General features: G+C 62.1%; 14 protein-coding genes and 4 pseudogenes. 2 read left to right on the top strand and 16 right to left on the bottom strand.

Going from position 1 to position 15,136, the window contains the following annotated elements; genetic code table 11:
• The 16 genes and pseudogenes from F8N21_RS28440 to F8N21_RS28370 form a co-directional block, all read right to left on the bottom strand.
• A pseudogene (locus F8N21_RS28440) lies at nt 1–399 on the bottom strand (hypothetical protein); the annotation flags it as partial.
• Between the two features lie 33 nt (nt 400–432).
• Nucleotides 433–768, bottom strand: a pseudogene (locus tag F8N21_RS28435) (type VI secretion system tip protein VgrG); the annotation flags it as partial.
• Between the two features lie 871 nt (nt 769–1,639).
• The gene (locus tag F8N21_RS28430; protein WP_150645295.1) at nt 1,640–2,173 is read right to left on the bottom strand and encodes a type II secretion system protein; all 534 of its coding nucleotides are present in this window, start codon (nt 2,171–2,173) and stop codon (nt 1,640–1,642) included.
• Nucleotides 2,148–2,522, bottom strand: a complete 375-nt coding sequence (locus F8N21_RS28425; RefSeq protein WP_150645294.1) for a type II secretion system protein — start codon at nt 2,520–2,522, stop codon at nt 2,148–2,150. Before F8N21_RS28425 ends, F8N21_RS28430 begins: the two co-directional genes overlap by 26 nt.
• Before the next feature lie 4 nt (nt 2,523–2,526).
• Nucleotides 2,527–2,994, bottom strand: a complete 468-nt coding sequence (locus F8N21_RS28420) for a type II secretion system protein (RefSeq protein WP_150645293.1) — start codon at nt 2,992–2,994, stop codon at nt 2,527–2,529.
• Nucleotides 2,995–2,997: 3 nt separating this feature from the next.
• A complete protein-coding gene (locus F8N21_RS28415) occupies nt 2,998–4,842 on the bottom strand; it encodes a secretin N-terminal domain-containing protein (RefSeq protein ID WP_150645292.1) in 1,845 nt (614 codons plus the stop codon).
• Nucleotides 4,839–5,348, bottom strand: a complete 510-nt coding sequence (locus tag F8N21_RS28410; RefSeq protein ID WP_150645291.1) for a hypothetical protein — start codon at nt 5,346–5,348, stop codon at nt 4,839–4,841. Before F8N21_RS28410 ends, F8N21_RS28415 begins: the two co-directional genes overlap by 4 nt.
• Entirely contained in the window at nt 5,345–5,896 is a 552-nt protein-coding gene (locus tag F8N21_RS28405; RefSeq protein ID WP_150645290.1) for a GspMb/PilO family protein, read from the bottom strand. The genes F8N21_RS28410 and F8N21_RS28405 overlap by 4 nt, the downstream gene beginning before the upstream one ends.
• Complete coding sequence (locus F8N21_RS28400; protein ID WP_150645289.1) at nt 5,883–6,431, bottom strand: PilN domain-containing protein; 549 nt, start codon at nt 6,429–6,431, stop codon at nt 5,883–5,885. Before F8N21_RS28400 ends, F8N21_RS28405 begins: the two co-directional genes overlap by 14 nt.
• A 1-nt stretch (nt 6,432) precedes the next feature.
• Nucleotides 6,433–7,236 (bottom strand): hypothetical protein, encoded by an 804-nt coding sequence (locus F8N21_RS28395; protein WP_150645288.1) that lies wholly within the window; start codon nt 7,234–7,236, stop codon nt 6,433–6,435.
• Entirely contained in the window at nt 7,217–8,929 is a 1,713-nt protein-coding gene (locus F8N21_RS28390; RefSeq protein WP_150645287.1) for a GspE/PulE family protein, read from the bottom strand. Before F8N21_RS28390 ends, F8N21_RS28395 begins: the two co-directional genes overlap by 20 nt.
• Nucleotides 8,930–9,012: 83 nt before the next feature.
• On the bottom strand, nt 9,013–9,546 hold the full coding sequence (locus tag F8N21_RS28385) for a response regulator (protein WP_150645286.1): 534 nt from the start codon (nt 9,544–9,546) through the stop codon (nt 9,013–9,015).
• Nucleotides 9,547–9,977: 431 nt separating this feature from the next.
• Nucleotides 9,978–11,240, bottom strand: coding sequence for an ABC transporter substrate-binding protein (locus F8N21_RS28380; protein ID WP_412071682.1), 1,263 nt, complete (start codon nt 11,238–11,240; stop codon nt 9,978–9,980).
• A gap of 51 nt (nt 11,241–11,291) precedes the next feature.
• Nucleotides 11,292–11,372: pseudogene (locus F8N21_RS31180) on the bottom strand (SCO family protein); the annotation flags it as partial.
• Nucleotides 11,368–11,967: pseudogene (locus F8N21_RS28375) on the bottom strand (SCO family protein); the annotation flags it as partial. The pseudogenes F8N21_RS31180 and F8N21_RS28375, both read right to left, overlap by 5 nt.
• Nucleotides 11,968–12,278: 311 nt before the next feature.
• Nucleotides 12,279–12,890, bottom strand: a complete 612-nt coding sequence (locus tag F8N21_RS28370; RefSeq protein WP_150645284.1) for a lytic transglycosylase domain-containing protein — start codon at nt 12,888–12,890, stop codon at nt 12,279–12,281.
• 184 nt (nt 12,891–13,074) lie between these two features.
• Here F8N21_RS28370 and gspG point away from each other — a divergent pair, with 184 nt between their 5' ends.
• Together gspG and F8N21_RS28360 are read left to right on the top strand one after the other, a co-directional pair.
• Entirely contained in the window at nt 13,075–13,509 is a 435-nt protein-coding gene (gene gspG / locus F8N21_RS28365; RefSeq protein ID WP_150645283.1) for a type II secretion system major pseudopilin GspG, read from the top strand.
• A gap of 14 nt (nt 13,510–13,523) precedes the next feature.
• Nucleotides 13,524–14,711, top strand: a complete 1,188-nt coding sequence (locus F8N21_RS28360; RefSeq protein WP_150645282.1) for a type II secretion system F family protein — start codon at nt 13,524–13,526, stop codon at nt 14,709–14,711.
• The last annotated feature ends 425 nt before the right edge of the window (nt 14,712–15,136 follow it).

Here is a 15,136-nt window from a genome sequence, read left to right as displayed (position 1 = left end):
GGACAGCTTGTGGACCCAGTAGGCCGTGGTTGGCGAGTGCGTGTCGATGCGATAAGCCACCACCTCTCCATCGGCCAGGCACTGCACGCTGGATTGATCCAGGCCGTCGGCGGTGCCGCTGTCGAAATGCACGCCGCCGTGCCAGAGGCCATTGATCCCCAGCGGATAATAGCCAGCCGCCGCCTTGGCCAAGTGGGTCAGCTGCAACAGCGGGTTGCGCGAATCCTTGAACGGGTGGCTCCAGTTCTTCAACGGTTGCAGGGCGTCGGTACTGGATGCCGGAGGCAACGGGACAGGCCGGGTGTCGGGCGTCGGCAGGATCGGGGCATCGCGCACATCAAACACAGAGTTCCGGTCAGTGTATTGCCGTCCAAAAAGCCAGGTGAACAAGGTGGTCATGCGGTGTTTCGCTCCTTGCAAAGGGGGTCAGCCAGAGATTTCGTAGCGGGCTTCGTCGAGGGAGCCGGACAGGCCCTTGAAGCCGCTGATCACCCCGTGCAGCGTGCGCAGCGGCTTGACCTTGGGCACACTAAGGCCGAGGAATGGCAGCTTTTGCGGTACGGCATGCAGGCTGAAACGGGCGTCCTTGCCGAGCAGCTGGTCGGCGGCCAGGTCGTGCTCGGGGCAGGTGAATTCCACGCGGTAGGTGAACGGCTGGCTCAGGCGTTCTTCACCGTGGAAGGTCAGGACGTCGAGCGCTGCGTCGACATTGCGAACCCAGAGGGTGTGCCGGCTGTGGTCGAAGAAGGTGCGCAATTGGCTGGACATGTTCAAGCCTCCCTGGCGGCGGGCGACGCCACGCCCGGTGTGTTTAATGAAGTGCGGGGCTTCGTCGCTGGCATTTTCGGACGCGCAGAAATCCCGGCCAAAACGCGGTCGAAGTTGTTTTGGTTACTAGTGATTTGGCTTCTTTCGGAAAATGAACACTGTTCTTTTACATAGCCGCGCCACTATCAAAAAGTTGCCGGCCACAGCATTCAATCCATTTTTAAATACATGGGAAAAGTATCTACAAACAGGCACTGGTTGCGTCCCTACAACCAACAATGAATCATCTTCAGTGACCGTTCCAGCCCCTGAAGTCTCATCAGGAGCGTTCCTATACCCTTCGCCGAATCAGCCTACATTCGGTGGCTCGTTGAAGAGGATGGCGCACTATTTTCGCGGGATCGCAGGAAGCTGGGGCGCCGGCGAACACGTCCGAAAACATAAAGTGGCCATAACCGCAGAAATGGATAGGTACACCGACCAAACGCCAAGATCAAAAGATCGCAGCCTGCGGCAGCTCCTACATTAGTGGGATTGGGTACATCCGCAAGAGCCAGGTTGGCTGTCAGGCCGCCTTCATGCCCTGAGCCTCTCCGTCAACAAAGGCCGCTTTCGCGGGCAAGCCAGTTCCCACAGTGGATCGGGGTACATCCGCAGAGACAGGCCGGCTGTCAGGCCGCCATCGCAGGCAAGCCAGTTCCCACAGTGGATCTGGGTACATCCGCTGGAGACAGCGCGGCTGTCAGGCCGTCTTCATCGCGGGCAAATAAAGCCGAGCAGTTCATTTTCTTCGCCGGCCCGCACCGGCTGCAGCACTCAGCAGCAGGGTCAGGGCGATGAGCGACAGGATTGATCTGAACATGTCGGCTCCTCAGGGATCCGGTGCAGGAGACCCGGCTTTCGCCGCGCCAGCCGCGTTGTCGAGGAAGGCTTTTTCCGCGACGAACTGCCAGTCCGAGTAATGACTCATATCGGTGAAGTCGACCCATTGGGTGGGGAAGTCCGCCTGTTTCAGCGGCTGCTCCTGGGAACGGCTGTACACCCCGGTGATGCGCCCATCGAAACCGCGCATCAGGCCCCAGTCGGCGGAGTTGGTGATCGGGTCCGGATAAAGTCGGCGCAGGTGCCGTTGGGGTGACGGGAAACGGTCATCCTCCAGCAGCACTTCCAGGGTTTCCGGGTACTGCGCCAGGCCTGGCGAGCTGCGGTAGTAACTGCGCAGCGCCTGGGCGTACTGAGTGCCGACCCAGAGCAGTTGACGTTCGTGTTCGCGGCGCGCCGCGCTCGACCAGACCTGGCCGGCACTGGCCAGACCAGCCCCCATCAGCACGATGAGAAACAGCACCCCCAGGTAGGTGAAACCCTGTTGGTCTTGCGCGCTACCACTCTGCATAGAGACTGCCATCACGCGCCCTCCCGGTCGCACCGCTCTTGACGTCGGCGACCCCTCCCGCAACGCCATCCGGTGGCGCCACCGACACCCAGAGATCCTTGCGCTCGGTGATCGGATCCAGCGGTTGGCTGCGCAGGTAGCGCTGCTCCACCAACTGGTCGATGGAATCGGGGTAATGCCCGGTATCGCCGTAGTAGTGATCCAGCGCTTCGCGCATCACCGCCAGGCTCTGGCGCAGCGTGGTTTCCCGGGCGTTGTCCAGGCTGCTGAAATAGCGTGGCAAGGCAATTGTCATCAGGGTGGCGATGATCGCCATGACCACCAGCAACTCGATCAGGGTGAAGCCCTTCTCGCGGCGCATAAAATCACCACTCTCCATAGGCAATGCCATTGAGGCCTTTGCCGCGTGCCAGGGAATACACGTCGAAGACGTCTTCGCCTTCACGCGGGTTCTGCGCGGTACTGTCATACGAACGCAGCCCCCAGCCGTCCTGGTTGCGCTTGGCCGTGACCAGCGGATCGCGGGGCAGGCGCCGGAGAAAATAGAACTTGGCGCCCTTGGCGCTGCGCACGTCGCGCACGCCTTCCACCAGTACCTGCAGGTTGGGTGGGAAGCCGTTGCTGCTGATGGACTTTTCGATGTACCCGGCATCGGCCGCACGCTTATAGGCATCGATGGCATCGCGAATCTGGTACAGCGCGTTTTTCAGTTCCTGCTCCTTGCCACGCCGCACCACGGTTTCGGTGAGAGGCGCAGCGATGCTCGCGAGCAGCCCGATCAGCGCCAGCGTGACCACCACTTCGATCAGGGTGAAACCCCGGCTGCGCTTCATGATTCAAGGCCTCGGGGTGTTGCGCACGGCCGCCAGCGATGCAGCGTCAGGGTCCGGCTCGGCAAATTCGGACGGGTCCTTGGAGCGGTCCATGTTCTGGATATGCATGCTGGTTTCGGTGCCGGTCGGGAACTCCATGTCCGAAGGGCTCTGGTAAGGCAGATTGCGCACGATCCGCGGAGTGATCGACAACACCAGCTCGGATTTGCCCAGCGAGTCCTTGTTGCTGCCGAACAGTCGGCCGAGCCCCGGGATATCGCCCAGGCCGGGGATCTTGTTGCCGGTGGCGCCATGGTCATTACGCACCAGGCCGGCCAGCACCTGGGTTTCGCCGTCGTGCAGACGCAGAGTGGTCTGGGCGTTGCGGGTATCGACCTGGACCGGAATCGTGCCCTGGCGGGTCGGTTCCAGCGGCGTGGCGTTGCTGACTTCGAGGGCGATCTTGATCGCCACTTCGTTATTCAGGTGAACGATAGGCTGCACTTCCAGCTTCAGACCGACGTCCAGGTAGGTGACGCTCTCGGTGATCACCGGCCCTTGGGTCGAAGGCATCGAGGTGGCACTGATGATCGGCACCCGCTGACCGATATGGATGCGCGCCTGTTCACGGTTACTGACGCGGATCACCGGACTGGCCAGGGTATTGATGTCGTTGTCCTGGGCGTTGATCTTCAACTGCGGTGACGGCGCAATGGAGATCCGCCCGGAATTGATGCCGCGCAGTTGATCGAGAATGCTCACCCCGGTGCCGTCGCTGTTGATCACGCCGAAGGTGTTCGGCCATTGCAGACCGAGGTCGATAATGCGTTGCCGGGACACTTCCATGACCTGGACTTCGAGCACCACTTCGGGGTTGGACTGATCCTGGGACTGGAAGAGTTTTTCGGCCATGCGCACCGCATCGGGAGTGTCGCGCATGGTCAGGGTATTGAGGCGTTCATCGACGAATACATCGCGGGTCTTGAGCATGGTCTTGACCATGTTCAGCGCGGTGTTGGAGTCGATGCTGGTCAGGTAGAAGGTGCGCATGACCAGCTCTTGATAATCCTTGATCTTCTGCGGCGAGTCGGGGTAGATCAGCAGGGTGTTGTCATTGACCACCTTTTGATGCAGTTGATTCTGTTGCAGCAGCAGCTCCACCGCGTCTTCGATCCGCACATCACGGACGAAGATCGTGGCTTTCATGTCCGGGCGCAGGTCCTTGTCGAAGATAAAGTTCAGGCCCGCGACCTGGGACAGCACTTCAAAGATCACCTTCAGGTTGGCGTCGCGAAACTCCAGGGTGACCGGGCGATCCAGGCGCATGCGCAGTTGCGGAAAAGGCACGACGTTGCGGCTTTGGATCTGTTCGATGCTGCGGCGCAGTTCCAGCGCGCTTTCGTTTTTCGGGTCGAGGGCGAGGATATCGCGGACCTGACGTTCGGCGCCGAAGATGTCGCCTCGGCGCAGGTGGGCTTGGCCCTGACGCAGGTACTCATCGAGGTTGCGCAGTTGTTCGATCTGGCGCAGCGCGTCGCGGGCTCGAACGTTACTCGGTTCGATGGTCAGCACTCGCCCGTAGCCCACTCGGGCCGAGGCATATTCACGCATGGCCCGATCCTGATCGGCCTCGGTCAACAGCGCCCTGACCGAACGGGCATGGCCGGCGCTCATCGCAATGTTCAGTTCGGTATCGCGCGGGTACTTCTGCAAGCCCTCTTCGAAGCGCGCCAGTCCGGCTTCGTACTGACCCTCTTCAATCAGCGACATACCTTCTTTTCTGGCGGAGCTGGCACCGCATCCGGCCAGGCTCAGGCAAACCGCGAAAACCAGGCAAGGCACGGGCAGGCCCCAAGGAAACGAGTTCATGGTGTACTCCCTACAGACAGCGTCTGGGACAGATGCAAGGGCAGGTAGACCAGGCTCAACTCCGTGGCGGAGATATGCTCGATCCGATAGGTATCGTCGATAACGTCGCCAATGCGCACGACGTAGAGTTTTTCGCCGTTCTGCAGGAACACCTGCAGATCGCGCTGATCGTCCATCCGACCGATGAACTGGAAAGGCAGTGGTGGAGCGCTCGGAGCAACTGCCTCTGGCAGGACCGGAGCGGCTTGTTCGGTGACCGTCGCCAGGGTCGGCGCAGGTTTCCAGCTCTTGGCCGCAAACAGGTCGCGACTCATGTTCAGGGGCTTTACGACCGCCTGCCGGGCAACTGCAGCCGATCGAACCTTGCCGGCGTTGGCCGGGGACGCGGCCGTGGCGCTCGCCTCGCCAGGATCCTGCCCTTCGTCGAAAAACATCTTCGGCCCCCAGGCGAGCGCACCGGCGATTGCCAGGAAAGCCAACCAGCCGAGGGTACGTTGTCTGTTCATTTCGACCTCGACAAATAGAGGGTCATGCGCAGGCGTCCGCTCAGCTCACTGTCGGCAATGCGCTTGCGTTGCAGATCGACATCTTCAAGGACCAGCGCCGGCAATTGACCGAGCAATTCATGCAGGAAGCGTCGCAGTTGCGGGTAGCTGCCGCGTACCGGCAGGAGAATCTGATAACGCGCCAGGTGGGTCTTCGGATCGACGCCCAGGGCGTACTCGCCGCGCGCCAGGGTGATCTTCTGGGCGGCCGCCAGCGCGTAGATCCGGTCGATGGCCACGGTGGCTTCGGGCTGGGCCGGCAACTGCCGGTGAAACTCGTCCAGTTGCCGCTGGGGTATCACGGGCGCGCTGACGCTGCCCTGTTCGATGCGCACCAGATAGTCGTCCGCGGCAAGACTGCGCTGGCGAACGTTTTCCAGGGTCTGCCAGCCAGGCACCAGGCCCACCGCGACGTAGAGCAGCACCAGCACCATCAGCAACGCTGCGGCCAGCCCGGGCCAGCCAAGGCTTTGCAGCTGTTCGTGAACGATCAATCTAGGGATTGCCATTGCTGATCTCCCAGCTGGCCGACAGGTTGAACTGCACCGAGTGATCGGTCGATTTGGCGAGGATTTCGTGGTTGAGCAACGACACGTCGCTCAGCTCCGCGCTGTTTTCCAGAAGCCGGTGAAACTCCAGCATGGCCTCCAGATTGCGTGCCTCGGCGCTGATCCGGACTTGCCCCTTGCGTGCATCGGGAGTCAGTGAAAGCAAGGCGACGTCGTCCTGGGGCAGCGACTCGAGCATCGCGAACAGGCGCTCCCAGGGCCGGCGCATCTGCTGCGAGACCTGGCGCATCTGGGCCAGATTCTGTTCCTGCTCGCGGCTCTCGGCTGGCGACAGGCCAGCCTTGCCGGGAACATCGCCGCCCAACTGCTGCTCGGCCTGCAGCAGTTGTTGCTGCTGCAGTTGCTGCTGTTCGTCAAGGTGCCGATACAGTGCGGCGCAGGTCAGTGCCAACAGCACTGCGACGAGCAACAGGCTCGTGCCGAGCAACCTGTTGTGGTGCCGGGTTGGCTGGAAGTCGAGCTGTAGCGGGCGCATCTCAAGCCACCGCCCGGGACATGCTGAACAACACATCACGCACTGGCACCGGGCCCGGAGTCTCGAGGGACAACTGCACCCCGGCCAGATCCGGCAAATCGTTCTGCCGTCCCGGTGCATGCAGGTACAGGTTCAAGGCTGGGTGGGCGGGGTCGTCCAGCAGTTCGCATTGGCGAGCGATCAACGCTTCCAGGGCCTCGTCGCTGTCGGGGCAGCCCACCGAGTGCACCGCCTGCCACTGACCGGCGCGCTTGAGCAGCACCACACTGCGCAGCGGCTCGGCGACCACAAAAAGCAGGTCGCCCTGCCCGAGCTGGCGCTGGAAGCGGTTGAAGGCGGTCATCAGGTAGGGTTGAACCGAACGCAGATGCAGGCCGCGCTGAGTTGCCAGCGTGCGCAAGCGCAGCAGCATCTCTTCAGGCAGAGCCGCGGCGATCCGGCTCGAACCCGCGGCCTCGGGAGACAGCGCGACACTCCAGGGCTGCACCGACACACCGTAGAGGTCATCGAAGCAGGCCCGGGCATAGGCGACCAATTCCCGCGGGCTGCTGATCTGCGCACTCCAGGGAATCAGGCAATAGCGTTGGTAATGCGCCGACAGCACCACACTCAAGGCAGCGCCCCGGGGCACCTGTTCGTTGAGCAGGTGCTCCAGGGTATCGACTGCCAGTGGCCAGTCCACGTAGTGCTCGCCGATCAGCCCGACGCTGCCCAGCCAGTGGTTGTCGTTGCCGCGCCGGTGACCCAGGCCAACACCATTGGCACCGAGCACGGCGATATACCGATCACGCGACGAAAGTGACACGATTGATCTCCTCCAATGTCGTGCGCCCTTCGCGCACCAGCTCCAGCGCCGAGCTGCGCAGCAGGCGCAGACCTCGGCTACAGGCCACGGCCTTGATTTTCGACAGGGGTTGGCGCTCGACGATGAGCTGGCGGATTTCGTCATCCAGGTGCAGTAGTTCGGCAATCGCCGTGCGTCCGCGATAGCCGGTGCCCCTGCAATGGCTGCAACCGACGCCGTGGACGAAGCGGTAATCGGCCACCGCCAGCGGGTCCAGCCCGGAGGCCTGCAGCTCCTCGAGGTCCGGCGTGCGCGCCACCGCACAGGCCGGGCACACCAGCCGGATCAAGCGCTGGGCCAGCACTGCGTTGAGCGCGGAAACGAAGCTGTAGGGGTCGACCTGCATCTGGCTGAAACGGCCGATGACGTCGAACACGTTGTTGGCGTGAATGGTGGTGAACACCAGGTGCCCGGTGAGTGCCGACTGCACGGCAATCTGCGCGGTATCGGGGTCGCGGATCTCGCCGACCATGATTTTGTCCGGGTCATGGCGCAGGATCGAGCGCAGGCCGCGGGCAAAGGTCAGGCCTTTCTTTTCGTTGACCGGGATCTGCAACACGCCAGGCAGCTGGTATTCCACCGGGTCTTCGATGGTGATGATCTTGTCTACGCCGTGGTTGATCTCGGTGATCATCGCGTAGAGCGTGGTGGTCTTGCCGCTGCCGGTGGGGCCGGTGACGAGGATCATGCCGTAGGGTTCGGCCGCCAGTCGGCGCAGGCTGCGCAGGGTCTCGTCGGCGAACCCCAGGGCCTGCAACTGCACGCCGCTGACCCGGTCGGCAAGGTCCTGCTTGTCGAGGACTCGCAGCACCGCATCTTCACCGAAGATGCTCGGCATGATCGACACCCGGAAGTCGATCTGCCGGCCGTTGATACCGATCTTGAAGCGCCCGTCCTGAGGCACGCGTTTCTCGCCGATGTCCAGTTCGGCCATGACCTTGACCCGCGAGATGACCTGGTCGGCGAACTCGCTGCCTTGAACCTTGCTGATGTTGTTGAGGACGCCGTCGACCCGGTATTTGATCACCAGCCCGCTGCCGGTCATGCCCAGGTGGATGTCGCTGGCATGTATTTTCAGCGCATCGTAGAGGGTCGAGTTGACCAGTTTGACCACGGCGCTGGCGTCTTCGCTGATGCTGGTCAGCGACAGGCTGTGCAGGTTGTCCTTGTCGCGATCGTTAGCGCTGGCGGCCTGGGCATCCAGTGCATCGACGGCGTGAAAGCTCTCTTCATGGCGGGCCAGGCAAGTCTTGAGGTCGGCGGCATGGACCAGATAGAGCGGTGCCCCCAGCAGCCGATCATCGATCCAGGCAAGGCGTGCCGGGTCGAAGGGGTCGGCAAATACCCCGAGCAGCTGATCGCCATGCTGCAACAGGATGAATTCGTGCTTGAGCGCCTGGGCCAGGCTGACCCGATCGAACAGCGGAGTCGCCTTGAACAGGTTTTCGCTGTCGAGTACCGGGTAATGCAGGGTGGATCCCAGGCAGCGGACGAAGGCCGCCGGGTCCAGTGCGCTGAGGGTTTGCAGGGTCTCCAGGGCTCGTTCGCCAGAGCTGGCGGCGAGGGTTCTGGCCTGAGCCAGTTGTTCACGGGTGAATCGCGACGCCGCTCGAACGGTCGATGCCGGCTCGGTAGCCAATGACAGACGCTCCATGACCTGCACTCCAACGTCCCGGGGGCTATTGCCCTTTCGGCGCGGCAGGTCATCGGCGGGGGCCTTGAACGCTTATCGCGCCACTATTCCCCGGTTAGCAGTGGCCCGTCGCTGGCTGGAGGCGAATGCGCCGACCTTCGTCGGCGATCGGCCAGGACCCAGCTACCGTCGTACAACTGCAGGGGGAAATTATCACTCCTGCTCTGGCGACGTTCGACGAACCCTTCCGATACTTGCGCCCCTGCTCGAGGCTCGCAGCGTATGCCGACCAGGTCACAGACTGCGCGGGCCAGTTCCGCCAACGGGAACGGTTTGAACAGGACATGACTGACACCTAGCTGCACGGCACGCTCACAGACCTCACTGGTCGGATGCGCAGTAATCAGCACAAAATGACAGTCCCTGTGTTGGCGGACAGCGTCGAGCACCTGAAACCCGTCCATATCCGGCAAACGGAAATCGAGCACTACAACATCGGGTGCAAAGTCCTCAACCATGGCTATGGCCTTGGCACCGTCATGGGCGACTCGGACCTCCAGGCTTTGAGCCTCGAGATACGCTGCGAGGTTCTGCGCCAGGATCTGTTCGTCTTCGACTACCAGTACTTTGTTCAACAGGGCAGACTCCTTGAAACAGTTCAGATCCGTTATCCGAACCTGGGAGTGCGTGCCTTACTCAGGCTTACGCACGCTTCATGCCAGGCTTGGCGCTAGATTCAGGCTCTTGATTTTATGGGGAAAAACTTTCCGTTGCAGGGTCCCTTCCCCCAGAGCTGGGGAAGCATGCGGGCTTGTTCCGGGCCATTCCCCAACTTTGGGGACACGTTTGAACGATCGTCAATCCGTTTGAGTGCAGTCGTCAGCTATCGGCAATCCGTTCAACATGACTCATCGATCGCAATCGCGCCAGCGCAATCTTTCGCGCCTGGGCCTGAGCCTGCCCGGTGAGATAGATCCTCGCCATCGCTAGCGCCTGCTCCCGTTCGACAGCTTGAAGGGGCGAATGGTTCTCGACCAGAATCAAATGCCATCATGATCCGGCCTTGCCCCTAGGGCGTGTTTTCCAGCGAAATATAAGGCGCTACCGGATAGAACTGCAGCGCCCCCAGATCGACGGTGACAATGTGGGCACCGTTGAGCCCCATGCGTTTTCCCGGGCCGAAGCTGACCCGCGGGGTCAGGCCGGTGTCAAAGTCATGCAGGCTTTCCAGCGCCTTGATCAGCGTCTCCCGGCTGACATCCCGGCCAGCCCTTTTCAGCGCCTCGCCAAGCAGTGCCAGCGAGCAATAGGCACTTACCTGCATCACCGCATGCTGGCCATCGAGGCCCTGGCGCAAGCGCAGATTGGTCAATGCCGTACGTCCGGGTGCGCTCCAGTCGCTGGGTATGAAGGGGTAGGCCAGAAACAACCGTCTGGAAAACGCTTCCGGCAACTGCTGGATATCCCCGGCCACCTGGGCCGAAGAGGCGAACAGGTACGGCGTCAGTCCGACGCTGTGCAGGCGGCCGGCCAGTTCACTGAAGTGCTCGGCACTGCCCAGGTAAAACACCGAACTGACGTCGCCGGCGGTACCGGTCAGGCCGGCTTGCTCGTCTACCGAATACACTTGGCGGCGCACGTCCTGCCAGCCCTGCGCCTTGAGGTATTGCTGCAGCGTGCGGGCCTGGTGCTCCAGCGAGCCGTCGCCGGGAGAGACGATCAAAGTCGGGCTCGAGGCCAGGCCCAGGTCAGCGCTCGCATAATTGGCCAGCGCGTTGAACTGCTCGCGCAGCCCCGGCAGCGGCTCGAAGATCTGTCGGCTGGGCGGGCTGCTCGCTTCAAGCAGGGTCTGGGCACCCACCAGCGGCACCCCGGACGCCTCCAGCAACTCGGGCAAGCGGGGAGCCAGGGCTGGCGCCAGCGGCGCCACCAGGGCAAACACCTGCTCCTCGTCGATCAGTTCGCTTAACGCCTGCTCGGCGCTGGCCAGGTCCGGGCCGGGGTCGAGAATAATCAGTTGCAGTTGTCGCCCATGGATGCCCCCGGCCTGGTTGATCCGGCCGATGCTGTCACGCAACACCGCGGCCACGGTATGACCGGCTTGCGCCAGCGGCCCGTTGCTCGGCAACAGCGTGCCGAGCAGCAACCGATCGTTGGCCAGACCCGGATCGCGGTCGTCCTCCAGGCGTTTGAGGTAGGCCGCCAGGCTGAGCTGGTCGGCACTCGAGAGCACGAACCGGGGCATCGCCGGGTCGAGCCGATTGCCGGCGCTTTCCCGGGGCGTCAGTTCGACAGCCATGGCCGACAGACTCAGGCACAGCCACAGGCACATCAGCAGGAACAAACATCGGCGGGCGCTGAGCGACATACTATTCACCTGTTCTCAACGCCCGGCTACAGGCAGGGTCAGCCATTGCAGACGCTGGGCGATCGCGGCGGGTGGAGCATCGGGGCGGACCCGGCTGACTCTCCTGGGCGATGGCGGTAGGTCCGGTCGGTAACCGTGGGGAGCTGAGGCGCTCGATTTCCTTGAGCAGCACCGCCGGATCGGTGAAGCCATGAAAGCGTGTCCAGTGGCGGCTCTTGCTATCACCCACGAGAATCAACGGTGCATGATTCTTCAAGTCGCCATCGCCGCCGCCCAGGCCCTTGAGGGTCGCCCTGATGGCCGACGGTGTCCCGGTCAGCCAGCTCCAGCCCGGCCCGTCCTGGAACTTGCGGGAGTAGTCGAGCAGGCGCTGCGGATCATCGCGTTGCGGATCGATGCTGATCGACACCAGCTGCACTTCACGCCCGGCCCGGGCGCCCAATTGCTTGTGCACCTTGCCCATGATCGAGGACACCAGCGGGCACACCGTGGTGCAGCTGGTGTAGATAAAGCCCATGACCACAATGCGGTCACTCAGCAGGTCCTGTTGCAGATGCACCCGCCGGCCGTTCTGATCGAGCAATGGCACATCGACGATTTTTACCTCGGTGCCCTGGGGTGCAACCAGCGGTGTGCCCTGGCGTGCATGCAGCATACCGTTGGCGTTCTGCGCCCCCAGGCGGTTGAACATCAGCGGCTGATCGAAGGCCACGACATTGGCCACCAGCGTGCGCTCGCAACGCAGCGCGGCCTCGGCCAGGGGCGCCAGACCCAGTAATGAGCAAGTCAGGACGATCAGGTTGAGCAACAGGGGGGTCGGGTGGGTCCCTTTCATGGCGGAGGGCCTCGCATCGCGTTCATCGGTGAAATGGACGGAGCAATCGCCATGCCATAAATATTTTTCTTTAAAATCAGCTAGTTGAAACAACAACCCAAACTGAGTGGGTGATCCTACCCCCCCAAAAATCCCCAGTTTCCCGCAGTCCCCACATCTGGGGAATCCTACAACGGCGCGTCAACCGCCAGCCCCTGCAAGCGCCGGTACTGGCGCAGCACGCTGGGCACATAACGCTGGGTTTCGGCGAACGGCGGAATGATCCGGCCACGGCTGAGCACGGCATCGGGGCCGGCGTTGTAGGCGGCCACGGCCAGGGAAATATTGTTGTCGAACATCACCATCAGCCGCTTGAGGTAGCGCGCCCCACCCTGGATATTGGCCGCTGGATCGAGGGCATCGGTCACGCCCATTTCTTTCGCGGTCTGTGGCATCAGCTGCATGAGGCCCATGGCGCCCTTGACCGAGCGAGCCGCCGGGTTATAGCGCGACTCCGCCTGAATCACCGCGTGCAACAGTGCCGGCGGCAAGTCATTGGCAGTAGCCGCCGCGGCGACCATCTCGGCATAGGGCATCTGCGCGATCATTTGCGGTGCCGACGACGACGGCGCCGCAGCCACCAGTGTCGACTCGCTGATGACCCTTTCGTAGGTGCGCCCCGGTCGATGAACGTTGGACAGCACATAAGCACCGTCGGTTGACCGCGACACATAGATGTCCGCCTGGGCAGCGCCGGCCGTGGCCAGCCAGACCAGTAAACCCGTTGTCAGTACTCGCATGCTCGATACTCCCTCGACAAGCCCCGATTTTTGGGGCTTTTGCCCCACTCACCCGGGTTTACAAGGGAGTACGCAAGCTCTGTGCCGTACCGCGCAACCCGGCAGTTACGCGGCCTGCGGAGCAACAGGGGAGCAGCGAGCACAGCAATTGCATAAGCAGTCCTACCCACTTATGGAGGTCATCATGCCCAATCATCATCGCAATGCCCGACGCCAGCAAAGTGGCTTCACCCTGCTTGAATTGCTGGTGGTGCTGGTGGTCCTCGGCCTGCTGGCCGGTATCGTCGCGCCCAAATACTTCGCCCAGCTCGGCCGTTCCGAAGCCAAGGTGGCCAAGGCGCAGATCGAAGGCCTGGGCAAGGCGCTGGATCTGTACCGGCTGGAGCTTGGCCACTACCCCAACGGCGAACAGGGGCTCGCCGCCCTGAACATCGCTCCCAGTGACGAGCCGCGCTGGACCGGGCCTTATCTGCAGAAAAAAATCCCCCAGGATCCATGGGGCCGCAATTACATCTATCGCTTCCCCGGCGAGAATGGCGATTACGACCTGCTGTCGATGGGCAAGGACGGCCAGCCCGGCGGCGAAGGCGAGAACGCTGAAATCACCAGCTGGCAATGACCGAGGGCACTGCTATGCGCTTTTATCTCAAGGTCATGGGCAAAACCGGCGTCAGCGCGTTGGTGGTCGATGCACAAGGCCCCGACGAGGCCCGCCGCATGGCCGAGGACCAAGGCTGGCGCCTGATCAGCCTGCGGGCCGAACAGCGCTGGCGGCTCAGTGCCTGGCGGCGCAATGAAACCTTTCCCTTGCTGCTGTTCAGCCAGGAATTGACCACCCTGCTCAATGCCGGCCTGGCCCTGATCGACGCGCTGGAAAGCCTGGCGGAAAAAGAAACCGCGCCCCAGGCCCGCAAGACCTTGAGTGAATTGGTACGGCTGCTGTACGAAGGCAAATCCTTTTCCCAGGCGCTGAGCCAGTTGTCGCAAGTGTTCCCGCCGCTGTATGTGGCGCTGGTGCAGTCCAGCGAAAAAACCGGCAACGTCAGCGAAGCCCTTGGCCGCTATGTGGTCTACCGACAACGCATGGACGAGGTTCGGCAAAAGATCGTCAGCGCGTCGATCTATCCGGTGTTGTTGCTGATTGTCGGTGGCGGCGTGGTGCTGTTTCTGATGGGCTACGTGGTGCCGCGCTTCAGCCTGGTCTTTGAAGGTTTGGGCTCCAACCTGCCCTGGCTGTCGCAGATGCTGATGCATTGCGGGCTATTCCTGCACAGCCACCAGACCGAGTTCTGCGTCGGCCTGCTGGCGAGCATCGTCGCCCTGGGAGTGTTGATGCGCCAGCCCGGTTTTCGGCGCGGCGTCGACCGAATGCTGGAACGGATACCGGCGATCCATCGGCGAATCGTCATGTATGAATTGGCGCGCTTCTACCGCTCCCTCGGCATCCTGCTGCAAGGCGGCATCCCCATCATCACCGCCATGGGCATGGTCCGTGGAATACTCAACGTCGGCTCCAGGACCCGCCTGGATGCCGCCAGCGAGCGAGTCCGCGAGGGCCACGCATTGTCTGCCGCGCTGGAAAACAACGAGCTGACCACCCCGGTGTCGCTGCGTCTGCTGCGGGCCGGTGAACAGTCGGGCAACCTGGGCTACATGATGGAACGCAGCGCCGACTTCTACGACGAAGAAATCAGCCGCTGGCTCGAATGGTTCGTGCGCTTGTTCGAGCCGCTGCTGATGACCTTTATCGGATTGTTGATCGGGGTGATCGTGATTTTGATGTACATCCCGATCTTTGAGTTGGCGTCGAGTATTCACTAGCATCTATGTCCCGCTGGAAGGGAGACCTATGAAGTGAGCAAACGGATTTACAGCGTCTGAAGTTGCGCGAATTACAGCGCTATGGTGACCGTATCCTTCCAGCAGGGGACATGTATGCGAACCACCAGGCGTTCCTCGCCTGGGCCGCAAACTATGAAACAGGTGTTCACGCTGGTCGCAGTCGACCACGGCATGAGCGGTGGCTCAAGCAGCTGACACTACCCTCCCTCAGGATCAGCACAGGTATCTACACAACTTTGAAATACGGCGTAGGGCTGAATCCGTAGCAGCTGCCGAGCCTGCGAGGCTGCGTTCGAGGACGCAGTCGTCGCAAATCCTGTGCCCGCGGTTTACCTGAAAAAGCGTGTTGCCTGATTTTACGACCGCTTCGCGGCCGGACGCAGCCTCGCAGGCTCGGCAGCTGC

The sequence above is a fragment of the Pseudomonas fluorescens genome (assembly GCF_902497895.1).
GTDB classification, from domain to species: Bacteria; Pseudomonadota; Gammaproteobacteria; order Pseudomonadales; family Pseudomonadaceae; genus Aquipseudomonas; species Aquipseudomonas fluorescens_BP.
This window is presented reverse-complemented; position numbering and strand designations above follow the sequence as displayed.